Below are 22,981 nucleotides of genomic sequence, written 5' to 3' on the forward strand. Positions count from 1 at the left end.
ATGCTCGCATGGACAGCAAAAAAGAGCTGCTGCTGGCATTGCTGCAGCAAGACCCCTTCATCGGCCAGCAGGCGCTGGCCGAGCGCCTGGGCCTGTCGCGCTCGGCCGTGGCCGGGCATATCGCGGCGCTGACGCGCGAGGGCCGCATCCTCGGCCGGGCCTATGTGCTGCCGCAGCAGGCGCCGGTGCTGTGCATCGGTGGCGCCAACATCGACCGCAAGCTGCGCACCCTGGGCGCGCTGCAGATGGGCAGCTCCAACCCGGCGGTGATGAGCGAAAGCCTGGGCGGCGTGGCGCGCAATGTGGCCGAAAACCTGGCCCGCCTGGGCCTGCCCACCCAGCTGATCACCGCCGTGGGTGAGGACGCCGCTGGCCAGGCCTTGCTGGCGCAAGCGGCGGCCGTGGGCCTGTCCACCCAGGGCACGCTGCGCGCGGCGGACGCGCCGACGGGCAGCTACACCGCCGTGCTCGATGCAGCCGGCGAGATGCAGCTGGCCCTGGCCGCCATGCCCCTGGCCGAGCGCCTGGACCCGGCGTTTCTGCGCCGCAGCTGTGCCCAGCGCCAACAGGCGCGCCTGATCGTGCTGGACCTCAATCTGCCGGCAGAGAGCGTCGCCCTGCTGCTGCGCGAAGCGCAAGAGAACCCGGGCCGGCGCCTGCTGGCCGTGGCAGTCTCCGAGGCCAAGATGCGCCACCTGCCGGCCCAGTTGCAGGGCTTGACGACCTTGCTGCTGAACCGCGGCGAGCTGGCCGCCCTGCTCGGTCACGCCCTGCCTGCCCACGACCCTCAGCAGCCCCTGCCCGCCCTGGCCCCTGCCCTGGCCGAGCTCCATGCCCGTGGCCTGCCCCAGCTGGTGCTGAGCCTGGGCGAAGCCGGCTTGATCTGCAGCGAGGCCGGCCAGGCCCCGCAGCATCTGCGCGCCCCGGCCGTGCCGGTCTGCGATGTCACCGGCGCCGGTGATGCCCTGGCCGCTGGCGTCTGCGCCGGCCTGCTGCAGGCCGAAGCCAGCCTGGCCAGCGCCTGCCGCCTGGGCCTGCGCCTGGCCGCCCTGACCGTGCAAAGCCCCCACACCGTTCACCCCGAGCTCAGCCCCGCGCTGCTGCAAGAGCCAGAAGACTTCACGAAGCCACACGCATGACCCCCTCCTCCCGTACCGCCCGCACCACCCCCTCCGCCGATTTCCTGGTCTTCTCCGCCGAAGTGGCCGCCGCGCGCGCCGCCGGCCAGCCCGTGGTGGCCCTGGAGTCCACCATCATTTCGCACGGCATGCCCTACCCGCAGAACGTGCAGACCGCGCGCGAGGTGGAGACCCTCATCCGCGCCGAGGGCGCCGTGCCGGCCACCATCGCCATCCTGGACGGCAAGATCCGCATCGGCCTGTCGGACGCCGAGCTGGAGCTGCTGGGCCGCTCGCCCGAGGCGATGAAGGTCAGCCGCCGTGACCTGCCCTTTGTGCTGGCCAGCGGCCGCATCGGCGCCACCACCGTGGCGGCCACCATGATCTGCGCCGAGCTGGCCGGCATCGAGGTCTTCGTGACCGGCGGCATCGGCGGCGTGCACCGCGGCGCCGAGACCAGCTTCGACATCTCGGCCGATCTGCAGGAGCTGGCCCAGACCTCGGTGGCCGTGGTCTGCGCCGGCGCCAAGAGCATTCTGGACATCGGCCTGACCCTGGAATACCTGGAAACCCACGGCGTGCCCGTGCTCAGCGTGGGCCAGGACCACTTCGCCGCCTTCTACACGCCAGACAGCGGCTTCAAGGCCGACTTCCGCCTCGACACGGCGGCCGAACAGGCCCGCTTCCTGCGCTGCAAATGGGACCTGGGCCTGCGCGGCGGCGTGGTCGTGAGCAACCCGGTGCCGGCGGCCGAAGCCATGCCGCGCGAGGAAATCGACGCCATCACCGCCCAAGCCCTGCAGGAGGCCGAGGCGCAAGGCATCAGCGGCAAGGCCGTCACGCCCTTCCTGCTGGCGCGCATCAAAGCCCTGACCGAAGGCCGCAGCCTGGCCACCAACATCGCCCTGGTGAAGAACAACGCCCGTGTCGGTGCGCAGCTCGCCCGCGCCATGCAAGCCCTGGCCTGAAGCCCAGGCCCGTTCACGGAGCAGCAATACAGGCCATTTCTTGATCGCTTAAGCTCGGGAACCCCATCCCACAGCGCACCCTGCCTGGGTGCCTGCGCCGAAAGCGAACAAGAAATGCGCCTCAAGCCCATCGCCCTGAGCACCATCGTCCTGCTGAGCCTGGCCGGCGGCGGCTGGTACCTGCTGCAGCACAAGAAACCAAGCCTGGGCGCCGACAGCGCGGCGCCTGCCAGCCCCGCTTTCGCGGCCAGTGGCGCGGCCAGCAATGCCAGCAGCAAGAGCCCGCCGCAAACCGTGGGCGTCATGGCCGCCCGGCTGCAGGACGTGCCGGTAACGGTGGAAGCCAGCGGCACCGTGGCCTCGCTCAAGACCGTGGACCTGCGTGCCCAGACCAGCAGCGTGGTGCGCGAGGTGCTGATCAAGGACGGCGACACCGTGCGCCGGGGTCAGGTCTTGTTCCGCTTCGACGACCGGCCGGACCGTGCCAATGTCGAGCGCGCCCGCGCCCAGCTGGCCCGCGACCGCGCCAGCCTGGCCGATTCCGAGCGCCAGTACAAGCGCGCGCAAGAGCTGCGCGCCCAGAACTTCATTGCTCCCAGCGCCCTGGACAGCAGCCAGGCCGCGGTGGAAGCGCAGCGCGCCGCCGTGCAGGCCGACGAGGCCGCGCTGAGAACGGCTGAATTGAGCCTGGGCTACAACGAGCTGCGCGCGCCCATGGACGGCCGCGTCGGCCTGATCAGCGTCAACCCCGGCAGCCTGGTGCAAGGCGGCAGCGCGGCGGCCACGCCCCTGCTCAGCATCGTGCAGATGAACCCCATCGGCGTGAGCTTCAACCTGCCGGAAAGCCAGCTGGCCCCCCTGCTGGCGGCCACGCGCGCCGCGCCAGGCGAGAAGAACCCGCCCGCGCTCGATGCCCAGCTGCTGATGCCCGGCGCGCGCGGGGGCAGTGAGCAAGCGGCCAAGGAGCAGCCCCTGAAAGGCAAGCTCGGCTTTGTCGACAACCTCGTCGACAGCAGCACCGGCACGATCAAGGTGCGGGCCGAGTTCGACAACAGCCAGCAGACGCTCTGGCCCGGCCAGTACGTGCGAGTCCGCATGACGCTGCGCACGATCAAAGACGCGGTGGTGGTGCCGCAGGCGGCCATCATCCAGCGCGGCAACGAGCGCTCCGTCTACGTGGTGGGCGCCGACAAGAGCGCCGAGATGCGCCCGGTGCAGACCCGCTACCCCTTTGGTGACTGGGTGGTGGTCGAAGGCCTGAAGGCCGGCGACAGCGTGGTGGTGGAAGGCAAGCAAAACCTGCGCCCCGGCACGCCGCTCAAGCCTCAACCGGCCCAGCTGAACCCGGCCCAGGGGGGCGGTGGCAAACGTGCGGCGGCTGCTTCTGCGGCTTCTGCGGCCTCCGCTGCTTCCGGCGCATCCGCCGCCGGAGCCTGAGCATGCGCCTGACGGAAGCCTTCATCCGCCGGCCGGTCATGACCGTGCTGCTCAATCTCGCCCTGGTGATCGCCGGTCTGGCGGCCTGGAGCAAGATCCCGGTGGCCGCCCTGCCCTCCTACAACACGCCGGTCATCAATGTGCAGGCCAGCCTGCCCGGCGCCTCGCCCGAGACCATGGCCTCCTCGGTGGCCCTGCCGCTGGAAAAGCAGTTCTCCACCATCGCGGGCCTGAGCGCGATTTCCTCCAGCAGCATCCTGGGCTCGACCTCGCTGACCCTGGAATTCGACCCCTCGCGCAATATCGATGCGGCTGCGGTGGACGTGCAGGCGGCGCTGTTCCGCTCGCTGCGCGCCCTGCCCACCGAGATGACCTCGCCGCCCAGCTACCGCAAGGTCAACCCGGCCGATGCGCCGGTGCTGCTGGTGGCGCTGACCTCGCCCTCGATCAATCTGTCCGAGCTGAACGACTTCGCCGAGAACCTGATCACCCCGGCCCTGTCCACGCTGGACGGCGTGGCGCAAGTCTCCATCTTTGGCCAGAAGCGCTATGCGGTGCGCATCAAGGTCAACCCCGAGCTGCTGCAGCAGCGCAACTTGACGCTGGAAGAGCTGCAGACCGCCATCCGCGGCGCCAATGCCAACACCCCGGTGGGCGTGCTCGACGGCACGCGCCAGACCCTGACCATCCAGGCCAACAAGCAGCTCAAGAATGCGCGCGAGTTCGGCGCCATCGTCGTCGCCAGCCGCAACGGCGCACCGATCTTTCTGCGTGATGTGGCCGAGGTGCAGGACAGCTTCGAAACGGTCAAATCCTTCGCCAGCTTCAACGGCGAGCGCTCCATCACCCTGGCCGTGCAGCGCCAGCCCGATGCCAACACGGTCAAGGTGGTCGATGCGGTCAAGGCCATGCTGCCGCGCTTCCAGGCCCAGCTGCCGGCCTCGGTGCAGATGAGCACGCTGAACGACCGCTCGCTCTCGGTGCGCGAATCGCTACACGATGTCTATTTCACCCTGGCCCTGACCGTGGCCCTGGTGGTGATGGTGATCTTCATCTTCCTGCGCAAGGCGGTGGCGACGCTGATCCCGACCCTGTCGCTGCCGATCTCGCTGATCGGCGCCCTGACCCTGCTCTACGCCCTGGGCTACAGCCTGAACAACATCTCGTTGCTGGGCATCACCCTGGCCGTGGGTCTGGTGGTGGACGACGCCATCGTCATGCTGGAGAACATCGTCCGCCATGTCGAGGACGGCATGGAGCCGTTTGCCGCCGCCGTGCGCGGCGCGCGCGAGATGGCCTTCACCATCGTCTCGATCTCGATATCGCTGGTGGCGGTGCTGATCCCCATCTTCTTCATGCCCGGCGTGATCGGCCTGCTCTTCCACGAGTTCGCGGTGGTGGTCAGCCTGTCCATCCTGGTCTCGGCCGTGGTCTCGCTGAGCCTGGTGCCCATGCTCTGCAGCCGCTTTCTGCGCCACCACGAGCCGCAGGAGGAAGGTCGCTTCGGCCGCCTGTTCGAGCGCGGCTTCAACGCCGTGCTGGGCGCCTACACCCACAGCCTGGACGCGGCCCTGCGCCACCGCCGCTGGGTGCTGGGCGTGGCCCTGCTGAGCTTTGCCGCCAGCGCCTGGCTCTACGACCGCATTCCCAAGGGCTTTTTCCCCGAGGAAGACATCGGCCAGATCCAGGCCAGCACCGAGGCCTCCGAGGACATCTCCTTCAACGCCATGCAGGTGCTGCAGGAGCAGGCCGCCGAGATCGTGCGCAAGGACCCGGCCGTGGCCAGCGTCTCGGCGGCGCTGGGCGCCGGCGGTGGCGGCGGCAATGCGGTCAACACCGGCCGCATGTTCATCAACTTGAAAGCACGCGGCGAGCGCCCGCCGATGAAAGAGGTGGTCGAGGGCCTGCGCAAGAAGCTGCGCGCCGTGCCCGGCCTGGCCGTCTACCTGCGCCCGGTGCAGAACCTGCAGCTGGGCGGGCGGCAGAGCAAGAGCCGCTACCAGTTCAGCTTGCAATCGGTGGCGGCGGGCGAGCTGAACAGCTGGGCCAGCAAGCTGCAGGAGAAGCTGCGCGGCGACCCCATGTTCCGCGATGTGACCAGCGATTCCCAGCTGCGCGGCCTGCAGGCCAATCTCATCATCGACCGCGAACGCGCCGCCCTGCTGGGCGTGCAGATGCAGGACCTGCGCAGCGCGCTCTACGCCGCCTTCGGCGAGCGCCAGGTCAGCAGCATCTATGCCGAGAGCAACACCTTCCAGGTCATCATGGAGGCAGCCGACAGCGAGCGCCTGAACGAAGAGGCCTTTGGCAAGATCTATCTGCGCGCCAAGGGCGGCGCCTTGGTGCCGCTGACTGCCTTTGCCAGCGTGCAGCGCGGCCTGGGGCCCACCTCGGTCAACCACCAGGGGCAGCTGCAAGCCATCACCCTGTCCTTCAATCTGGCGCCCGATGTGCCCCTGGGCAATGCCACGGCCAAGCTGGATGGCTACGTCAAGGAGATCCAGCTGCCGGCCAGCATCATCACCAGCTACGGCGGTGATGCCGCGGTGTTCCAGGATTCGCAAGGCGGCCAGCTGCTGCTGATCGGCCTGGCGATTGCGGTGATCTATGTGCTGCTGGGCGTGCTCTACGAGAGCTACATCCACCCCATCACCATCCTGGCCGGCCTGCCCTCGGCGGCCGTGGGCGCGCTGATCACGCTGGAGCTGTTCGGCATGGACCTGACGCTGATCGCCACCATCGGCATCCTGATGCTGATCGGCATCGTCAAGAAGAACGCCATCATGATGATCGACTTCGCGCTAGAGGCGCAGCGCCATGGCGGCATGAGCCCGGCACTGGCCATCCGCGAGGCCTGCATCCTGCGTTTCCGCCCCATCATGATGACCACCCTGGCCGCCTTGATGGGCGCCCTGCCCATCGCCCTGGGCCTGGGCGCCGGCGCCGAGCTGCGCCAGCCCCTGGGCCTGGCCGTGGTCGGCGGCCTGATCCTGTCGCAGGCGGTGACGCTCTACATCACGCCGGTGATCTACCTGGCCCTGGACCGTTTCAGCGGCAAGGGCCCGGACACCCGGGTCATCGAGGACAGCGCTGCAGCCCCCCATGCCCAGCCGAGCTGAAGCCGTTTGCGCTAGCGCAAATTCGGCGCGCGCGCTGCTGCAAGTTTTTTGCTGCGGTGCTAACTTCTCGCACTTGCTGCCCGGCGCAGCGCCAACCCACTGAACACAGCCATGCTTTTCTCTCCCCTCCAAGTCGGCGCCCTGACCCTGCCCAACCGCATCCTGCTGGCTCCGCTGACGCGCACCCGCGCGGACGCCGGCCACATGCCCAATGCGCTGATGGCCGAGTACTACGCCCAGCGCGCCAGCGGTGGCCTCCTGATCACCGAATGCACCATGGTGGCGCCCAACACCTCGGCCTTCATCAATGAGCCCGGCATCTACAACGCCGAGCAGATCGAAGCCTGGAAGCAGGTCACCGCCGCCGTGCACGCCAAGGGCGGCCGCATCTTCATGCAGATCTGGCACGCCGGCCGCGCCGCCCACCCGGCCATGAACGAGGGCACCACGCCGGTGTCCTCCGGCTCGGTCGCCATCGACGGCGAGGTGCACACCCCCAATGGCAAGGAGCCCAACGCCCAGCCACGCGAGCTGCGCGCCGACGAGATCCCGGCCCTGGTCGAGGCCTATGCCCAGGGCGCACGCAATGCCATCGCCGCCGGCTTTGACGGCGTCGAGGTGCACGGTGCCAACGGCTATCTGATCGACCAGTTCTTGCGCGATGGCGTCAACAAGCGCAGCGACGCCTACGGCGGCTCGCTGGAGAACCGCGCCCGCTTCCTGTTCGAGGTGCTGGATGCCGTGACGGCCGCCATCGGCGCTGATCGCGTGGGCCTGCGCCTGTCGCCGCTGAACAGCTACAACAGCATGGTCGACAGCGATCCCGTAGGCTGGATCGGCTTCCTGGCCGAGAAGGTCAGCGCCTACAAGCTGGCATACCTGCACGTCATGCGCGCCGACTTCTTCCAGGTGCAGAGAGCCGATGTGATGCCCGTGGCCCGCGCCAAGTACCAGGGCGTGTTGATCGGCAATATGGGCTACAGCGGCGAAGAAGCCAGCCAGGCCATCGAGGCCGGCCAACTGGATGCGGTGGCCTTCGGCACCAGCTTCCTGGCCAACCCGGATCTGCCGGCTCGCCTCAAGGCCGGCGCCGCGCTCAATGCACCGGACCCCAGCACCTTCTACACCCCGGGCGCCAAGGGCTACACGGACTACCCGACGCTCTGAGTGAGGCTCCGGCGCTCGCGCTGAGCTGAGCCAAACTCCACACATTTGCGGGCAGCCTTCGGGCTGCCCGCTGTGTTTGGGGGCGCGCCTGCGTGTCACTGGGTAGGATGAGGAGACACGATGAAGGATGCCCCGGCATGGTCACGACGATCAAACGCGACGATTTCTGTTTTCTGGTGGTGGACGATTTCTCGACCATGCGCCGCATCATCTCGGGCCTGCTGCGCGAGCTGGGCTTTCGCAAGATCCTGGAGGCCGAGGACGGCCAGGGCGCGCTGCGCACCCTGGAGCTGGCGGCCGAATCGGGCGAGCCGGTGCACTTTGTGCTCAGCGACATCAATATGCCGGTGATGAACGGCTTCCAGCTGCTGGAAGCCCTGCGCCAGAAGCCCGAAGGTTCCGTGCTGCGCCAGGTGCCGGTGCTGCTGGTCACGGCCGAGGGCCGCAAGGAAGACATCATCCGCGCCGCCCAGCTGGGCGCCAGCGGCTATGTGGTCAAGCCTTTCAATAAGGACACCATCGGCGACAAGATCCATCTGGTCCTGAAGAACCGCCACGTCATGGTCGAGTAAGAACTTGCGATTTTTCTACTGCGCAACTGCCATGCGTCGTTGGACCGGTGTTGGCTCCGACATCACATTCGCTTCGCGAATATGAGTCTCGCCGCAACTTCGTTGTCGGAATCCTCACGTACAGGAAGTACGTTCCGGTTCCTCCGCTCCGTCCGCCTCGACCATAGGCCGAGTCCTTCGTCAGGCTGATCCAGTCCTCAGGACTGGATCAGTCCGGACTCAGCCTAGCCTGGCAGCTGCTCGCTACGAAAACTCACAAGCTCTCAGCCGGCACTACGAACTCCTGCTTGCGCGACTTCACGACCGAGGCAGCGCCCCTTTGCGCCAAGCCTGACCCAGCGTCACCAAGCCGCGCTCCAGCAGCATCAGCACCTGATCAAAACCGCTGGCCGGGCCGAAGTAAGGGTCGGGCACGTCCTGGCCGGCCATGCCGGGCACCAGGTCCATGAACAGATGTAAACGGTGCTGCAGCTCGGGCGGACATTGCTTGCGCAGGGCCACCAGGTGGTCGTTCTCCATCGCCAGGATCAGCTCATAACGCTGGAAATCCTCGGCCCGAATCCGGCGCGTGCGCCACTTCTTGTCGATCCCCAGGCGCACGCGTTCCAGCGCCGCGATCGCCCGCTTGTCGGCCGGCTCGCCGCGCGAGCCAGCATGCACGCCGGCCGAGGCCACATCGGCAAACGCCGCCTCGCCGCCCGGGCCAAAGCCGGCCCGGCGGGCCTTCAGAAGCGCCTCGGCCATGGGCGAGCGGCACAGATTGGCTGTGCAGACGAAGAGAACGGCGGGCACGGCGATCAGCGCGCGAGTTCGGCGCGCATGGCGTCGATCACGGCCTTGTAGTCGGGCTTGCCGAAGATGGCCGAGCCGGCGACAAAGGTGTCGGCCCCGGCATCGGCGATTTGGCGGATGTTGTCGACCTTGACGCCGCCATCGATCTCCAGGCGGATGTCACGGCCGCTCTTGTCGATGATCTTGCGCGCGGCCTCCAGCTTCTTGAGCGCGCTGGGGATGAAGCTCTGGCCACCGAAGCCGGGGTTGACGCTCATGATCAGGATCAGGTCGACCTTGTCGATCACCCACTCCAGCACATCCAGCGGCTCGGCCGGGTTGAAGACCAGGCCCGCCTGCTTGCCCTCGGCCTTGATCAGCTGCAGGGTGCGGTCCACATGCTTGGAGGCATCGGGGTGGAAGCTCACCAGATCGGCGCCGGCCTTGGCAAAGGCCACGGCCAGGGCATCGACCGGCTCGACCATCAGGTGCACATCGATAGGCGCGGGCGTGCCATCGGGCTTGACCGAATGCTTGCGAAGCGCCTCGCAGACCATGGGCCCGAAGGTCAGATTGGGCACGTAATGGTTGTCCATCACGTCGAAGTGGATCCAGTCGGCGCCCGCGGCCAGCACATGGCGGACCTCCTCGCCAAGGCGGGCGAAATCGGCGGACAGGATGCTCGGGGCGATGCGGTATTGGGGGGTGCTCATGGCTGGCTGCTGGCGCGCGGGCGCTCGGTGGGGCGGATGAGCAGGGATTTTAGAAGCCCCCGGCGCCTGGGCCGGTTTCAGCCCCGGAAAGCACGCTGACGCGCCTGGCCCGCCGCCTCACTCGGGGCGGTGGCAGACCGCCTCGATATTGTTGCCCTCGGGGTCGATGACGAAGGCCCCGTAGTAGTTCGGGTGGTAATGCGGGCGCAGGCCCGGCGCGCCGTTGTCGCGGCCACCGGCGGCGATGGCGGCGGCGTAGAAGGCATCGACCTCGGCACGGCTGGCGGCGCGCCAGCAAAGGTGGCAGCCCATGGTCGCCTCCGGGCCGCCGTAGGGCGAAGGGCCGTCGATGAACCAGACATCGGTGCGCTTGCCCTCGGGCTCGCTGGCATCCGGATGACCGAAGCCGACGATGTTGGCGCCGAAATTGCCCTCCAGCGCCAGGGTGTAGCCCAGCGGCGCCAGCGCGGCGGCGTAGAAGGCTTTGGCTTGGGCGATGTCACGCACGCGGAAGGTCATGTGGTCCAGCATGGCTTGGCTCCTGGCAAAGGGTTTGGGGGGCCTGGCTGCGCATCAGCCGGGCACTTGTCACTGTATATTCATACAGCCAACCCAACAATAGGCCTAACGGCCCGTGCCATGGACTCCAGGGCGATTGCCGCCCCGGTCACGGGGCCGGCGAGCCGGGCTCCCCCCTGCAACCGCTCAGGCCTTGCGCACCCGCTTGGTGGCGGCAGCCGCCCGCGCTTCCTGCCCGGTGGACAGGCCGCCGAAGCAGCTGAGCAGCAGGATGTCGATGATCTGCGCATCGCTGTACTGGCCGGCGGCCTTGAGCAGGCCCAGCACCGGGTCGCAGGCGCGGGCAAACAAGGTGTAGAGCAGCACCTCGGGCGGCAGCTCGGCGCGCAGGCTGCCGTCGGCCTGGCCGGCTTCGATCCACTCGCCCAGCAGGTCGGACAGGCGCAGCAGCCGATCCATATAGCCCTTGTGCGCCACCAGGGCGGCGCGCAACGTCGAGTTCTGCGAGGGCAGCGAGGGCATCTCGCCCGCCAGCTGCACTTGCATGGTCCAGCGGGCCACGGCGCGCAGCTGTTCCAACGGCGCCGCAGGCTGCTGGCGCAGGCGCTCCACCTCGGCCAGGGCCAGATCCAGCACGCGCACCATGGCGGCGGCGGCCAGTTCTTCCTTGGACGAGAAGTGCTTGTAGAGGCTGGCTTTGGCGATGCCGACATCGGCCACCACCTCGTCCACCGTCATCAGGTCAAAGCCTTTTTCGGCCAGCAAGCGATTGACGGAGGCCACGATGGCGTCCTCACGCACTTGCAACACTTGTTCGCGAAAAGAGACTTTTGCCATGGCGCGATTCTAGGCGCCATCGGCCGCGGAAACGACAGCGCCGTTTCCAAACACCCGAATTCGTAACTTTTTAAACGCCACGGTTGACTTTGTGAACTAATCAGTTCACATTTCATCCCAAGCGGTGCAGCGCTCCCTGGCAACACGGGGCTCGCACCGAGCGCATTCGCCAAGACCTTCGCCCATTCCATCGTCAAGGCCGCCCAAGAGCCCAAGACAGCCCACGGAGATCCACCCATGTTGAACTGGCTCATCGATCCCACCCGCCTGGCACGCATGGCACGCAGCGAGCTGCTGCCCCGCGACAGCGCCTGTGTGTCGCCGCGCCCGTCGGCCCCGGTCGAGGCACCGCGCCTCGATCGCTGGCGCGCTGCGGTGCATCTGGCCGGCATGGAACGCGCGCTGGACCCGACCGCCAGCCAGGGACAGCTCAGCCTGCTGGTGCCCGAAGACGCCGCCTTTGCCGCCTTCGAGGCCGAGCTGCAGCAAAGCGGCAGCAGCTGGGCCGCGTTCTGCGAAGACCGCGCGGCCCTGCGCCGCTGGCTGCTCGGTCATGTGCTGCCCCAGCCCTGCACAGCGCAAGCACTGCGCAGCCACCGCGGCGCGGCGCTGGACACCCTGGGCGCCCACGCCCTGCGCCTGGCCCCCGCCTCCGACAGCCTGGCAGCGCCCGCCCTGCTCGACGCCCGCGGCCGCCGCGCCCAACTGCTGAGCAGCCGCCAAACCGGGCCGCAGCGCCATCTGCATGTGATCGACCGGGTGTTGCAGCCGGCGACGCAGGGCCTGCTGGATCTGCTCGCCCAGAACCCCGAGCACCGCGATTTCCTGGCCGCCCTGCGCAGCACTGGCCTGGACGCGCTGCTGGCCGGCAGTGGCCCCTTCACGATGCTGGCGCCCAGCAATGCCGGCATGGCCCGCCTGGCCCCGCGGCTGGGCCTGCGCGAGCGGGAGCTGGCGCGCCAGCCGGCGCTGCTGCGCCAGGTCTTGCTGCAACACCTGCTGCCGGGTGACTACCCCGTGAACGATCTGCCCTGGGGCGGCCAGTTGCGCACCGCGGCCGGCGAGGCCTTGAGTTTCAGTGCCCTGGGTCTGCTGGGCGAAGGCGAACAGCTCCAGCCCCTGCTGCCCGGCAGTGACCAGATCGCCCGCAACGGCCGCGTGCATCAGGTGGAGCAGCTGCTGATCCCACCCTCGCTGCAGGACGAACACGAAGCCAGCCCTGCCGCCGACGAGCTGACGGCGATCCCGCTGCCGCTCTGGCGAGCGCCGCCCTGCGCGCCGCGCAGCCACGCGCACTGAGGCCGGCAGCGCCCCTCGGTTCATTTCTTTCCTTTTCCTTCTTTCTCTCCAGCCACGCCCTCCAGGCGCGGCCGGGTGGGCGCGAGCCTGCCTGTCTTGTTGCTTGTCTCTCGCACGGGCTTTGCCTTGGTCTTTCAAACCTTTGGTCTCTTTCTCACTCTCTCGTTCAACTGAAGCAAGGAGCACGACGATGTCCCTCATCAATTGGCTGAAACCTTGGATCCTGCTGGGCTCTGCCGCCCTGATGCTGAGCGCCTGCGGCGGCGGCGATGACCCTGCACCGCCACCCAAGCCGGAACCGACCCTGGTCGACGTGGCCAAGGCCGATGCGCGCTTCAGCATCCTGGTCGAAGCGGTGGTCGCTGCCGACCTGGCCACCACCCTGTCGGGCGCCGGCCCCTTCACCGTCTTTGCGCCAACCAACGACGCCTTCGCCGCCCTGCTGACCGAGCTGGGCGTGACCAAGGAACAGTTGCTGGCCAACAAGGAACTGCTCAAGACGGTGCTGACCTACCACGTGCTGCCCGCCCGCGTTGCCAAGGCCGCGGTGCCGGCCGGCAAGGCGATCACCACCGTGCAGGGCGGCATCTTCAAGGTCGATGCCGTGGCCAGTGACCTGGTGATCACCGACGGCCGCAACCGCAAGGCCAAGATCACCGCCACCGACGTGGCTGGCAGCAACGGCCTGATCCACGTGATCGACAAAGTGATCCTGCCCGCCAACAAGAACCTGGTGGAAACGGCGATCGCCACGCCCGATCTGAGCATCCTGGTCGAAGCCGTGGTGGCCGCCGACCTGGGCGCGACCCTCAGCGGCACCGGCCCCTTCACCGTCTTCGCGCCGACCAACGCGGCCTTCGCTGCGCTGCTGACCGAGCTGGGCGTCACCAAGGCCGAACTGCTGGCCAACAAGCCGCTGCTCACCAAAGTGCTGACCTACCACGTGCTCTCGGGCCGCGTGCTCAAGGCCGATGTGCCGATCGGTACCGCCGTCAACACCGTGCAAGGTGAGAGCCTGACGGTGGACGCCAACCTCGACATCACCGACCGCAACGGCCGCAAAGCCCGCATCACCGCCACCGACGTGATGACCAGCAATGGCGTCGTTCACCTGATCGACAAGGTCATCCTGCCCAAGCAGTGATCACCCAGCTCTCCACTTTTTCGTTCACCAACCCACCCACCACCAAAGGCAACACCATGAAGCACTTCATCGCCATCACCGCCCTGAGCCTGAGCGCCCTGTCTGCCCAAGCCAAGGACATCGTCGACACCGCGGTCGCCGCCGGCAACTTCAAGACCCTGGCCACCGCCCTGCAAGCGGCCGGTCTGGTCGACACCCTCAAGGGCAAGGGCCCCTTCACAGTCTTCGCCCCGACCGACGAAGCGTTCGCCAAGGTGCCCAAGGCCGATCTGGAAGCGCTGCTGAAGGACAAGGCCAAGCTGACCGCCGTGCTGACCTACCACGTCGTGCCGGGCAAGGTCATGGCCAAGGACGTCAAGGCCGGCAAGGTCAAGACCGTGCAAGGCAGTGAGCTGACCATCGGCACCACGGGCGGCGTCACGGTCGACAAGGCCAAGGTCACCGCCACCGACATCGCCGCTGACAACGGCGTGATCCACGTCATCGACAGCGTGATCATGCCCAAGTAAGCGGGCAATTCGCCCGCCCAGCCGCCAGCGGTGCGAGAGCACCCTGGCGGCTTCTTGTTTTCTTGGCTCGCGCGCTGTGCTTTGACGTGAGGCTGGTTGCGGCACATTGCGGACCTTCGGACCTTCGTTGTGCCGATCTCTCACGCTGCGGTGTCTCGGCCCGCCGCCGGATTCGGCGGGCTCCACCGTCGAAGGGGCACATCGACCGCGATGCAAGCGCCCTGCAGCCCGTGCCGCTGCCGGGCGATTTGCGAAGGGCCGAGCAGCACAGCGCCTCGGGGCGCGCGCGTACTCGCGCGCTTCAAGTTCTGACTTGGCGCTTCTGTCTGAACGAAGCGAACGCAGGGAGCGAAGTGAGTTATGCGCCAGCCCCGAGGTGCGAGCAGCGCAGGGAAGTCGGCCCATCAGGGCTGACCCCGGAACCATGAGCCCGGTAGCGGCACGGGCTGCAGGGCCTCACGAGCAACACCAAAGGCTGCTTCGTGCCGCTTTCATCCACTCGCCGGCGAGCGAAACTTCGCCCTCGCCGCCGCCACCTTCTCGCGCGTGATGCATCCCGGCGCATGGTCGTTGATCAGACCCATGGATTGCAGAAAGGCGTACATGGTGGTCGGGCCGACAAACTTCCAGCCCCGTTTCTTCAAGTCCTTGGACAAGGCGCGCGAGGCGTCGGACTCGGTGGCGATTTCGCCCGGCACGGGCTCGGCATGGTGGCTGGGTTCGAAGCCCCAGATGTAGCGCGCGAGCGAGCCCTGCTCGGCCACCAGCTCCCGTGCGCGGACGGCGTTATGAATCACCGCCTCGATCTTGCCGCGGTGGCGCACGATGCCGGCGTCCTGCAACAGACGCTCGACATCGGCCGGGCCGAAACGGGCCATGCGCTCGATCTCGAAGTTGGCAAAGGCGGCGCGAAAGGCCTCACGCTTGTTGAGGATGGTGCGCCAGGACAGGCCCGACTGAAAGCCCTCCAGGCAGAGCTTCTCGAACAGGCGGCGGTCATCGGCCACAGGAAAGCCCCACTCGCTGTCGTGGTACTCCAGATAGACGGCATCACCGGGCGCGGCGGCGCACCAGCGGCAGCGGGGCCAGCCATCGGCCGGCAGATACAGGGTTTGTTGCGGGGTCATGACGGTGGCGAAGAAGAGGCAAAAGGACCAAGGCCGCCCGAACACAAGGGCTTGGGTCGCAGCATAGCGCCCCGGCCAGAGGGACAACCTAGAATCGGCCGCATGCCCAAGCCTCAGTTCAAATGCTCCGCGCTCGTGCAAGTCCTGCCCGAACAGACCGATGTCGCGCAAGACCTGTACGCCTTCAGCTACACGATCACGATCGAGAACACCGGCGACATCAGCGCCCAGCTGATCGGCCGGCATTGGCATATCGTCGATGCGCGCGGCCATGAGCAGGAAGTCCATGGCCTGGCGGTGGTGGGCCACCAGCCCCTGCTGGCACCGGGCCAGAGCTTCCAGTACAGCTCCTGGGCGCAGATCGCCACGCCGCAAGGCAGCATGCGCGGCCGCTTCCTCTGCGCCACCGAGAACGCCGAAGTGTTCTACGCCGAGGTGCCCGAGTTCCTGCTCGCCGACAGCGGCGCCCTGCATTGATGATGGGGGGCTCGCTGCGCCGCGCGCCGAGCTGGGACCTGACCGCCCTGCTCAACGCCGCCGATCCGCGCGCCGAACTGGCCGCACGCAATCTCTGGCTGGCCCGGCTGCTCGAATGGCTGCGCCACCCGCCCAGCCGCGAAGAAGAACGCGAGCGCAGCGGCAGCAGCCTGCTGCCCGTGCTGCGGCTCAAGCACCTGCTCAATGTGCTGGAGCGCAACCCCGAGCATGCTCAGGCGGTGCGCCTGCTGCTCAACTCGATCTGGCGCGACATCGACGCCAGCGGCCTGTTCGCCGATGTCGGCTTTGCGCCGCGTGTGGCGCTCTGGGCCGAGTTCCAGCACCGCCTGCAGCAGCGCCTGCTGCCGCGCACGGCCGACACCCGCGATCTGGCCGAGCTGTTCGGCCTGCTCTTCCCCGAAGACAGCGATGAGCAATGGCTGCTGGCCCTGGACGAGCCCCTGCTGCAGCGCCTGGCCGCCCTGCTGAACCCGGCCCTGCCCGCCGCCAGCGAGACCAGCGCCGCGCCCGACACCAAGCCGCAGTGGCGCGAAGCCATGCTGCGCGGCCTGACCGTGCTGGTCAGCAGCGTGCGCGCGGCCGGCCTCTCGGGCCCCTTGCGCAAGCGCATGAGCCCCGAGCTGCTGGCTGATCAACCGTTTGAACAACTGGCCGGCGCCTGCGACCAGCTGATCCAGGCCCTGCGCAGCGGCGACGCGGCGCGCAGCGGCCAGGCCCTGCAGCTGCTGCGCGCCCTGCTCGATGTGTGCCAGCGCGCTGCGGCCAGCGTGCCTGAGCATCTGGAGGCCTACGGCGTGTCGGTGGACATCGTCTTTGCCGTGGAGCAGATGCTGGCGCGCGTGCAGCGCATCGAGGCCTTGCTGGATTGCCTGGGCGCCGAACAAAGCCCGCGCGAGCTGGCCCGGCTGCTGGCCGGCCTGGTGCGCGTGGGCCATGAGCGGCGCAGCATCCGCACCCTGTTCTCGCACCACTACTCGCTGCTGGCCCGCAAGGTGGCCGAGCGCAGCGCCGAGACCGGCGAGCACTACATCACCCGCAGCCGCGAGGATTACCGCCAGATGCTGCGCCACGCGGCAGGCGGCGGCGCCATCATCGCCGGCACCACCTTCGCCAAATTCATGGTCATGGCCCTGGGACTGACCGCGTTCTGGGCCGGCTTCTGGTCGGGCGTGAACTACGCCGCCAGCTTCGTCATCATCCACCTGCTGCACTGGACGGTGGCCACCAAGCAGCCGGCCATGACGGCGCCGGCCATGGCCGCCAAGCTGCAGCACATCAACACGCCGGAGGGCCTGAGCAGCTTTGTCGATGAGGTGGCGCATCTGCTGCGCTCGCAGATCGCCGGCATCCTGGGCAATCTGGCCGTGGTGGCGCCGGTGGTGCTGGGCGTGCAGCTGCTCAGCGGCCTCGTGATGGGCGCGCCCCTGGTGGGCGAGAAGAATGCGCACTACGTGCTGCATTCGCTCAGCCTGCTCGGCCCCTCGCCCCTGTTCGCGGCCTTCACCGGCGTGCTGCTGTTCGCCAGCAGCCTGATCGCCGGCTGGGTGGAGAACTGGTTTGTGCTGCACCGCGTGGACGCGGCCATCGCCTGGAACCCCGGTCTGATCGCCCGCCTGGGCCAGGCGCGCGCGCAGCGCTGGGCAGCCTGGTGGCGCGGCAATGTCTCGGGCCTGGCGGCCAACATCTCGCTGGGCCTGATGCTGGGCCTGGTGCCGGCCCTGCTGTCCTTCATCGGCCTGCCCATCGAGGTGCGCCACGTGACCCTGTCCACCGGCCAGCTGGCCGCGGCCGTGGGTGCACTGGGATTTGAGGTGCTGCAGCAGCCGGCGTTCTGGTGGTGCGTGGCCGGCATTGCGCTGACCGGTGTGCTGAACCTGGGCGTCAGCTTCTACCTGGCCCTTCGAGTGGCGCTGCGCTCACGCGGCATTCAGCTGGCCGACCAGGCCTTGCTGCGCCGCTCGATCTGGCAGCGCTTCCGGGCGCAGCCGCGCAGCTTCTTCCTGCCGCCCAAGGACTGAGCGCCGCCGACTTATTTTTCCTGCTCGTCCTGCTCCGGCAGGCGACGCTCGCCGCCCTTGCGACCGGAAAACATGGTCCACCAGATGATGAACACGAACAGCGCCAAGGCCCCCAAGGCCTCCAGCAAGATCAATCCCATGGCGTCGGCCTCGAATGCGTGGTGTGAGCGGCTGCGGCAGGGCACAGCCGCCGCGATTCTAGGGCTGCTGGCGGCCTGCTCGAGCACGCCGCTGCCACCGGCCACACCGCCCGTCCCCGGCAGCAAAACCTCCGCCCCCAGCGACCCGAGCGGAGCCAGCAGCGCCAGCAGCCCCGAGCGCGCGCGCCTGGTGCTGCAGCGCGAACGCTCGCGCTGGGTGGCGGTGGACTGGAGCGAGCTGCCCGGCTGGGGCGAAGACCGCGCCGCCGAGCTCTGGCCGGCGCTGCTGCAAGGCTGCGCGCGGCCGGCGGCCGGCTGGGCCGAGCTCTGCGCCCGCGCCGCACTGGCTTCGCCGGGCGACGACCACGAGGTCACGCTGTGGCTGATGCAGCACCTGCAAGCCTTTCGCGTCGAATCGCCCGAGGGCGAGACGCAAGGCCTGCTGACCGGCTACTTTGAACCCATGCTGGACGCCACGCGCAAGCCGCTGGGCGGCTACCAGGTGCCCGTGCATGCCGCACCGCCCGATCTGCAGCAGCGCCGCCCCTACTTCAGCCGCCAGCAGCTGGAAGGCGAGCAGCGCCAGCGCCTGCGAGGCCTGGAGCTGGCCTATCTGGACGACCCGCTGGACCTGCTGGTCCTGCAGATCCAGGGCTCGGGCCGGCTGCGGGTGAAGAGCCACCCCAGCGACGAGACCGGCAGCTGGGTGCGCCTGGCCTTTGCCGGCCACAACGACCACCCCTACCAGTCCATCGGCAAGCTTTTGATCGAGCGCGGCGAGCTGCGCCCCGGCGAGGCGTCCTGGCCGGCCATCCGCGACTGGCTGCGGCGCAACCCGCAGCAGGCCCGCGAGGTGCTGTGGAGCAACCCGCGCTATGTCTTCTTCCGTGAGGAGCCCCTGGCCGACCCCAACATCGGCCCGCGCGGCGCCCAAGGCGTGCCGCTGACACCCGGCCGCTCGGTCGCGGTGGACCGCGGCAGCATCCCCTACGGCACCGCCCTCTGGCTGGAAGCCGGCGACCCATTGCAAAGCGGCAACTCGCCGCTGCGCCGCCTGGTCATGGCCCAGGACACCGGCAGCGCCATCACCGGCGCCGTGCGCGCCGACTTCTTCTGGGGCTGGGGCCGCGACGCCGAAGCGCAAGCCGGCCGCATGAAGCAGCCGCTGCGCCTGTGGGCGCTGTGGCCGCGCAAGAGCCTGGGCGCGGGCGGGCAGGTGCTGAGCACGCGGCCCTGATGGCAGAACTTCGCGCCGCGTCAGCGGCGCTCAGTCGCTGATCTGCACGCCCTTCCAAAAGGCATAACGCCCGCGAATGGCGGCAGCCGATTCGGTCGGCTCGGCATAGAACCAGACCGCATCGGGGTTGAACTCGCCGTTGACGAACAGGCTCAGGTACTGGGCCTGGCCCTTGTCGCTGCTGCTGCGGTGGTTGCTGAAGCTGGTGTACTCGCGCTTCAGCGCCTCGGCGGGGAAGTAGTGGTTGCCGTCCATCAGCACCGTGTCATCGCTTTCGGCGATCACGACGCCGTTCCAGATTGCTTTGGTCATGCCTGCGGCCTCCCCGATTGGGTTCGTTCCATTCATCGAACGCCGATTCTAGGAGGCCGGTGGCAACGGCCTCAGTTGCGGCCGGCCATCACGCCACCGTCGACATCCCAGATCGCGCCGGTGACCCAGGCTGCGCGCTCGGAGAGCAGGAAGGCAATCACCTCGGCCACATCCTGCGGCAGGCCGACGCGGCCGATGGGGTGGAAGCTGTTGAAGCCCTGCAAGGTGCTCGCCAGCTCAGCCTGGGGGATGAAACCTTCGTAGATCGGCGTCTGCACCACCGCGGGCGAGACCGCGTTGACGCGGATGCGGTGCGGCGCCAGCTCCATGGCCAGATGCTGGGTCAGGGCATGCAGGCCGGCCTTGGCCATGGAGTAGGCCGAGGACGGCGTGGCCGCAATCGCCTGCTGCGCCCACATGGAACCGATGTTGACGATGACGCCCGGCCGCTGCGTCTCGACCCAGCGCGCCGCCACCGCCTGGGTGATGAAGAAGCTGGCCTGGTTCAGGGCCATGTACTGCTGGTAGTCGGCCAGTTCGTGGGCCAGGAAGGGCTTGGGGAAGAACACGCCGGCGGCATTGAGCAGCAGGTCCACATCGCCGTGTTCGGCACGCAAGGTGGCGATCAAGGCCTCGGTGCCGGCCGTGCTGGCGAGATCGGCCTGCAGCGCCGTGACCGGGCCCAGCCGGGCCAGATCCTGGCGCGCGGCCTCCAGCTTCTCGGCTCGCTGGCCGACGATCACGGCCGCGCCGCCGCCGGCCAGCACCCGGCGGGCGCTTTCCAGCCCCATGCCGCTGCTGCCCCCGAGCACCAGCAGCGTCTTGCCTTCGAATTCGGTGGGATGGGTGTTCATGTGGGTGTGTCCTTGTGTTTGGAAATGCGTAGAAGAATGCGGTCGCGGGACGCCGAAATGAGAAGAAAAACTTTCCTTTTTCAAACCGCGTTTCGCCGTGCCGCATCCAAATTTTTTCTAATTTACGAGGCTGCGGCAAAGCATTTAAAGTTGCCCATCCACAAAGAAAAACTTTCTCAAGCTCATGAAGTTGCCCATCCACCTGAACGCCCTGCGCGCCTTCGAGGCCAGCGCCCGGCACCAGAGCTTTGCCGGCGCGGCGGCCGAGCTGCATGTGAGCGCCGCCGCCGTAGGCCAGTTGGTACGCTCCCTGGAAGACAGCCTGGGTCTGCCCTTGTTCCACCGCAGCAGCAGCGGGCGTCAGCGCCTGCTGCCCAGCGCTGCGGCGGTGCAGGCGCTGCCTGACATCCGCGCCGGCTTCGAGCGCCTGGCCGCCGGCCTGACCCAGCTGCAGCAAGCCCGCCAGTGCCCGACCCTGACCGTGACCTGCAGCCCCGCCTTTGCCGCCAAATGGTTGCTGCCCCGCATTGAGCGCTTCCAGGCCGCCTGGCCCGGCACCGAGCTGCGTTTGGACACCAGCCTCAAACCGGCCGACTTCGTGGCCCAGAACATCGATCTGGGCATCCGTTATGGCAGCGGCCATTGGCCTGGCCTGCTGGCCGAACCACTGCTGCAGGAGGAGCTGTTCCCGGTCTGCGCCCCCCGTCTGCTGCAGAACGGCGATCGCCTGCGCGAGCCGGCCGATCTGCTGCGAGAAGTGCTGATCCACGACCACTCGATGGATGGCCATGCCGATTTCCCCGACTGGCCCCGCTGGCTGCGCGAGGTTGCCGGCTTGCGCGTGGCAGCTGAGTTGCGCGGCCTGCTGCACATCAACAACTCGGCCGCCGTGCTGCAAGCCGCCAGCGAAGGCCAGGGCGTGGCCCTGGCACGCAGCGTGATGGCGCGCGAGGACCTGGCCGCCGGGCGACTGCAGCGCCTGTTTCCGGCCCTGCGCTGGGCCTCGCCCCTGGCCTATCACGTGGTCTACCGCGAGGCGGGTCGCGAGCTGCCGCAGTTGCAGGCCTTCCGCGACTGGCTGTTCGCCGAAGCGGCGAGCGAGCGCGGCACAGAGCCCGGGCCCGGGCTCGCGGCGGCGACAATGGCGCCGTGAAGCGCTACCACTCCCACCACAACAAAGACATCTTCGTCACGGCCGGCTCGGCCAAGACTTTGGCCCCGGGCAGCTTCGGGGTCTGCGCCATCGGCGGCGGCGCGGAGGGCTGGTCCGTCGTCCATATCGGCCCGGACGGTGATGTCGCCGACCTCGGCGGCGAGTACTACTTCGCCACACCGGAAGAAGCCCTGGACTTCGTCAAGGAGCTGATCGACCTGATGGTGGGCACGGCCTGAACTCAGCGCTCGGCCACCCGGCTCGGTACGCCCTTGCCGCCTTGCGCACAAATGCGCGGCGGCGCGGCAAAACCCTGAGCCAGACAGCGCGGAGCGCCCGCTATGCTCGGCCCGCCTTGGAGGGGGCGGCCGTCGCTTGGCAGGACGCTTGCCCCCCCGGTATTGCAACTTCGCTGGTTTTTTCAGGCCTGACGCCTCCCCCGCTTCAGCCTTCCGGTCCCGACTGTCTCGTGTGAATCCTGTCTCCTGCCCTGCTCCGGCCTCTGCGCCCTTCAACTTCGTGCGGCTCGCCGCCTCCTTGCTGGCTCTGGCGAACTTCGGCCTCGGCCTCCCGGCGCTGGCGGCTGAACCCGCAGCCGCAGTTCGCGCGACGGATGCCGAAGTCCATCAGATCACCTGGCTGATGCCCGACAGCAAGGTGGCCGGCCTCGGCACCGGGCGCAGCCTGGGGTTCTCCGATCGGCTGGTCGGCTATCTGAGCGAACACCTGCCCCACATCCAACACCGCAGCCTGGTCGCCAACAGCAAGCGCAGCTGGCAACTGCTGGCGCGTGGCGAGCCCGTGTGCATTCCCGCCGCGCTGCGCACCCCCGAGCGCGAAGCGCTGGCCTACTTCATCGACGCACAGTGGGTGCCCCCGCCCCAGCTGATCGTTCGGCGTGACCGGGTCGAACGGGTGCCGCGCAACAGCGCCGGCGAGGTGGATCTGGCCCGCTTGCTGAGCGACAGCAAGCTGCGCGGCGCCTTGTTCGAAGGGCGGAGCTACGGCCCCCACCTCGACAATCTGCTCAAGCAAGCCCAAGGCAGCAGCGCGATTGCGCTCTACGCCCACGCGGGCGCTTCCGACAAGCTGCTGAACATGGTGCTGGCGGATCGCGCCGACTTCACCCTGGACTACAACTTCATGCTGCGTCTTCGCGCGCCGGACCACGAGGCCATCCAGCGCAGCCCGCCGCCAGCCAGCGGCCCGGGCGGCGATGCCGATCTGCTGACCCTGCCGGTGCAGGGCGCCGACGAAGGCATGATTGGCGCCATGGCCTGCCCGCGCAATGCCTGGGGCATGGGCGCATTGCGCCAGGTGGACCGTGTGCTGGGCACACCTGCCGGTGCACGCTTTCTGCGCGAAGCCGTGGAGGGGCTGCTGAGCCCCGACATCCGGCGCCACTACGGCCCCAAGATCGACGCTTTCTACCGCGAACGCGCGCGGCCCTCCAAGCCGGGCTGAGGCCC

At 68.3% G+C, this 22,981-nt stretch carries 23 protein-coding genes; 15 read left to right on the plus strand and 8 right to left on the minus strand.

Translation table 11 applies throughout. The annotated features are described in order from the left end of the window. The first annotated feature begins 8 nt into the window (after positions 1–8). The 6 genes from AC1Q6P_RS10625 to AC1Q6P_RS10650 all read left to right on the plus strand — a co-directional run bounded on the left by AC1Q6P_RS10625 (position 9) and on the right by AC1Q6P_RS10650 (position 8,381). Complete coding sequence (locus AC1Q6P_RS10625) at positions 9–1,139, plus strand: PfkB family carbohydrate kinase (protein WP_492665176.1); 1,131 nt, start codon at positions 9–11, stop codon at positions 1,137–1,139. Then, positions 1,136–2,086 (plus strand): pseudouridine-5'-phosphate glycosidase, encoded by a 951-nt coding sequence (locus AC1Q6P_RS10630; protein ID WP_492665177.1) that lies wholly within the window; start codon positions 1,136–1,138, stop codon positions 2,084–2,086. Before AC1Q6P_RS10625 ends, AC1Q6P_RS10630 begins: the two co-directional genes overlap by 4 nt. A gap of 114 nt (positions 2,087–2,200) precedes the next feature. Then, a complete protein-coding gene (locus AC1Q6P_RS10635) occupies positions 2,201–3,523 on the plus strand; it encodes an efflux RND transporter periplasmic adaptor subunit (protein ID WP_492665178.1) in 1,323 nt (440 codons plus the stop codon). 2 nt (positions 3,524–3,525) lie between these two features. Next, on the plus strand, positions 3,526–6,642 hold the full coding sequence (locus AC1Q6P_RS10640; protein ID WP_492665179.1) for an efflux RND transporter permease subunit: 3,117 nt from the start codon (positions 3,526–3,528) through the stop codon (positions 6,640–6,642). Positions 6,643–6,753: 111 nt separating this feature from the next. Next, positions 6,754–7,809, plus strand: coding sequence for an alkene reductase (locus AC1Q6P_RS10645; protein WP_492665180.1), 1,056 nt, complete (start codon positions 6,754–6,756; stop codon positions 7,807–7,809). A gap of 137 nt (positions 7,810–7,946) precedes the next feature. After that, positions 7,947–8,381, plus strand: a complete 435-nt coding sequence (locus tag AC1Q6P_RS10650; RefSeq protein WP_492665181.1) for a response regulator — start codon at positions 7,947–7,949, stop codon at positions 8,379–8,381. Positions 8,382–8,678: 297 nt separating this feature from the next. Here the strand turns inward: AC1Q6P_RS10650 and AC1Q6P_RS10655 are convergent, their stop codons facing one another. From AC1Q6P_RS10655 to AC1Q6P_RS10670, 4 genes are all read right to left on the minus strand, one after another. Continuing rightward, positions 8,679–9,173, minus strand: coding sequence for a low molecular weight protein-tyrosine-phosphatase (locus tag AC1Q6P_RS10655; RefSeq protein ID WP_492665182.1), 495 nt, complete (start codon positions 9,171–9,173; stop codon positions 8,679–8,681). 5 nt (positions 9,174–9,178) lie between these two features. Beyond that, positions 9,179–9,865, minus strand: a complete 687-nt coding sequence (gene rpe / locus AC1Q6P_RS10660; RefSeq protein WP_171829064.1) for a ribulose-phosphate 3-epimerase — start codon at positions 9,863–9,865, stop codon at positions 9,179–9,181. A 117-nt stretch (positions 9,866–9,982) separates the two neighbouring features. Beyond that, a complete protein-coding gene (locus tag AC1Q6P_RS10665) occupies positions 9,983–10,396 on the minus strand; it encodes a VOC family protein (RefSeq protein ID WP_492665183.1) in 414 nt (137 codons plus the stop codon). A 174-nt stretch (positions 10,397–10,570) separates the two neighbouring features. Next, complete coding sequence (locus AC1Q6P_RS10670) at positions 10,571–11,221, minus strand: TetR/AcrR family transcriptional regulator (RefSeq protein ID WP_492665184.1); 651 nt, start codon at positions 11,219–11,221, stop codon at positions 10,571–10,573. 237 nt (positions 11,222–11,458) lie between these two features. Between AC1Q6P_RS10670 and AC1Q6P_RS10675 the strand changes: the two genes are divergently transcribed. The 3 genes from AC1Q6P_RS10675 to AC1Q6P_RS10685 all read left to right on the plus strand — a co-directional run bounded on the left by AC1Q6P_RS10675 (position 11,459) and on the right by AC1Q6P_RS10685 (position 14,173). Continuing rightward, complete coding sequence (locus tag AC1Q6P_RS10675) at positions 11,459–12,520, plus strand: fasciclin domain-containing protein (protein ID WP_492665185.1); 1,062 nt, start codon at positions 11,459–11,461, stop codon at positions 12,518–12,520. Between the two features lie 190 nt (positions 12,521–12,710). After that, positions 12,711–13,664: a fasciclin domain-containing protein gene (locus tag AC1Q6P_RS10680; RefSeq protein WP_492665186.1), complete on the plus strand. Its 954-nt coding sequence runs from the start codon at positions 12,711–12,713 to the stop codon at positions 13,662–13,664. Between the two features lie 56 nt (positions 13,665–13,720). Further along, positions 13,721–14,173, plus strand: a complete 453-nt coding sequence (locus AC1Q6P_RS10685; protein WP_102769373.1) for a fasciclin domain-containing protein — start codon at positions 13,721–13,723, stop codon at positions 14,171–14,173. A gap of 491 nt (positions 14,174–14,664) precedes the next feature. Here the strand turns inward: AC1Q6P_RS10685 and AC1Q6P_RS10690 are convergent, their stop codons facing one another. Further along, the gene (locus AC1Q6P_RS10690) at positions 14,665–15,300 is read right to left on the minus strand and encodes a DNA-3-methyladenine glycosylase I (RefSeq protein ID WP_492665187.1); all 636 of its coding nucleotides are present in this window, start codon (positions 15,298–15,300) and stop codon (positions 14,665–14,667) included. 102 nt (positions 15,301–15,402) lie between these two features. Here AC1Q6P_RS10690 and apaG point away from each other — a divergent pair, with 102 nt between their 5' ends. Continuing rightward, positions 15,403–15,777, plus strand: coding sequence for a Co2+/Mg2+ efflux protein ApaG (gene apaG / locus AC1Q6P_RS10695; protein ID WP_171829069.1), 375 nt, complete (start codon positions 15,403–15,405; stop codon positions 15,775–15,777). After that, positions 15,777–17,816 (plus strand): site-specific recombinase, encoded by a 2,040-nt coding sequence (locus AC1Q6P_RS10700; RefSeq protein WP_333780307.1) that lies wholly within the window; start codon positions 15,777–15,779, stop codon positions 17,814–17,816. The genes apaG and AC1Q6P_RS10700 overlap by 1 nt, the downstream gene beginning before the upstream one ends. Positions 17,817–17,827: 11 nt before the next feature. Here the strand turns inward: AC1Q6P_RS10700 and AC1Q6P_RS10705 are convergent, their stop codons facing one another. Next, the gene (locus tag AC1Q6P_RS10705) at positions 17,828–17,956 is read right to left on the minus strand and encodes a hypothetical protein (protein ID WP_263300076.1); all 129 of its coding nucleotides are present in this window, start codon (positions 17,954–17,956) and stop codon (positions 17,828–17,830) included. Here AC1Q6P_RS10705 and mltA point away from each other — a divergent pair. Continuing rightward, the gene (mltA, locus tag AC1Q6P_RS10710; protein ID WP_492665188.1) at positions 17,955–19,193 is read left to right on the plus strand and encodes a murein transglycosylase A; all 1,239 of its coding nucleotides are present in this window, start codon (positions 17,955–17,957) and stop codon (positions 19,191–19,193) included. The genes AC1Q6P_RS10705 and mltA overlap by 2 nt on opposite strands. A gap of 30 nt (positions 19,194–19,223) precedes the next feature. Here the strand turns inward: mltA and AC1Q6P_RS10715 are convergent, their stop codons facing one another. Continuing rightward, the gene (locus tag AC1Q6P_RS10715) at positions 19,224–19,505 is read right to left on the minus strand and encodes a DUF427 domain-containing protein (RefSeq protein WP_492665189.1); all 282 of its coding nucleotides are present in this window, start codon (positions 19,503–19,505) and stop codon (positions 19,224–19,226) included. Between the two features lie 71 nt (positions 19,506–19,576). Next, a complete protein-coding gene (locus AC1Q6P_RS10720) occupies positions 19,577–20,359 on the minus strand; it encodes an SDR family NAD(P)-dependent oxidoreductase (protein ID WP_492665190.1) in 783 nt (260 codons plus the stop codon). Between the two features lie 184 nt (positions 20,360–20,543). Between AC1Q6P_RS10720 and gcvA the strand changes: the two genes are divergently transcribed. The 3 genes from gcvA (at position 20,544) to AC1Q6P_RS10735 (ending at position 22,976) form a co-directional block, all read left to right on the plus strand. Continuing rightward, complete coding sequence (gene gcvA / locus AC1Q6P_RS10725) at positions 20,544–21,512, plus strand: transcriptional regulator GcvA (protein ID WP_492665191.1); 969 nt, start codon at positions 20,544–20,546, stop codon at positions 21,510–21,512. Then, positions 21,509–21,751, plus strand: coding sequence for a hypothetical protein (locus tag AC1Q6P_RS10730; protein WP_171828703.1), 243 nt, complete (start codon positions 21,509–21,511; stop codon positions 21,749–21,751). Before gcvA ends, AC1Q6P_RS10730 begins: the two co-directional genes overlap by 4 nt. A gap of 232 nt (positions 21,752–21,983) precedes the next feature. Further along, the gene (locus AC1Q6P_RS10735) at positions 21,984–22,976 is read left to right on the plus strand and encodes a hypothetical protein (protein ID WP_492665192.1); all 993 of its coding nucleotides are present in this window, start codon (positions 21,984–21,986) and stop codon (positions 22,974–22,976) included. Positions 22,977–22,981: the final 5 nt, after the last annotated feature.

The organism is Roseateles sp. GW835-FHT13E02 (assembly GCF_058794035.1).

Coding starts and splice junctions, on each gene's coding strand:
- AC1Q6P_RS10625 (WP_492665176.1), top strand. CDS start 9: ATGGACAGCAAAAAAGAGCTGCTGCTGGCATTGCTGCAGCAAGACCCC.
- AC1Q6P_RS10630 (WP_492665177.1), top strand. CDS start 1,136: ATGACCCCCTCCTCCCGTACCGCCCGCACCACCCCCTCCGCCGATTTC.
- AC1Q6P_RS10635 (WP_492665178.1), top strand. CDS start 2,201: ATGCGCCTCAAGCCCATCGCCCTGAGCACCATCGTCCTGCTGAGCCTG.
- AC1Q6P_RS10640 (WP_492665179.1), top strand. CDS start 3,526: ATGCGCCTGACGGAAGCCTTCATCCGCCGGCCGGTCATGACCGTGCTG.
- AC1Q6P_RS10645 (WP_492665180.1), top strand. CDS start 6,754: ATGCTTTTCTCTCCCCTCCAAGTCGGCGCCCTGACCCTGCCCAACCGC.
- AC1Q6P_RS10650 (WP_492665181.1), top strand. CDS start 7,947: ATGGTCACGACGATCAAACGCGACGATTTCTGTTTTCTGGTGGTGGAC.
- rpe (WP_171829064.1), bottom strand. CDS start 9,865: ATGAGCACCCCCCAATACCGCATCGCCCCGAGCATCCTGTCCGCCGAT.
- AC1Q6P_RS10665 (WP_492665183.1), bottom strand. CDS start 10,396: ATGCTGGACCACATGACCTTCCGCGTGCGTGACATCGCCCAAGCCAAA.
- AC1Q6P_RS10670 (WP_492665184.1), bottom strand. CDS start 11,221: ATGGCAAAAGTCTCTTTTCGCGAACAAGTGTTGCAAGTGCGTGAGGAC.
- AC1Q6P_RS10675 (WP_492665185.1), top strand. CDS start 11,459: ATGTTGAACTGGCTCATCGATCCCACCCGCCTGGCACGCATGGCACGC.
- AC1Q6P_RS10680 (WP_492665186.1), top strand. CDS start 12,711: ATGTCCCTCATCAATTGGCTGAAACCTTGGATCCTGCTGGGCTCTGCC.
- AC1Q6P_RS10685 (WP_102769373.1), top strand. CDS start 13,721: ATGAAGCACTTCATCGCCATCACCGCCCTGAGCCTGAGCGCCCTGTCT.
- AC1Q6P_RS10690 (WP_492665187.1), bottom strand. CDS start 15,300: ATGACCCCGCAACAAACCCTGTATCTGCCGGCCGATGGCTGGCCCCGC.
- apaG (WP_171829069.1), top strand. CDS start 15,403: ATGCCCAAGCCTCAGTTCAAATGCTCCGCGCTCGTGCAAGTCCTGCCC.
- AC1Q6P_RS10700 (WP_333780307.1), top strand. CDS start 15,777: ATGATGGGGGGCTCGCTGCGCCGCGCGCCGAGCTGGGACCTGACCGCC.
- mltA (WP_492665188.1), top strand. CDS start 17,955: ATGGCGTCGGCCTCGAATGCGTGGTGTGAGCGGCTGCGGCAGGGCACA.
- AC1Q6P_RS10705 (WP_263300076.1), bottom strand. CDS start 17,956: ATGGGATTGATCTTGCTGGAGGCCTTGGGGGCCTTGGCGCTGTTCGTG.
- AC1Q6P_RS10715 (WP_492665189.1), bottom strand. CDS start 19,505: ATGACCAAAGCAATCTGGAACGGCGTCGTGATCGCCGAAAGCGATGAC.
- AC1Q6P_RS10720 (WP_492665190.1), bottom strand. CDS start 20,359: ATGAACACCCATCCCACCGAATTCGAAGGCAAGACGCTGCTGGTGCTC.
- gcvA (WP_492665191.1), top strand. CDS start 20,544: ATGAAGTTGCCCATCCACCTGAACGCCCTGCGCGCCTTCGAGGCCAGC.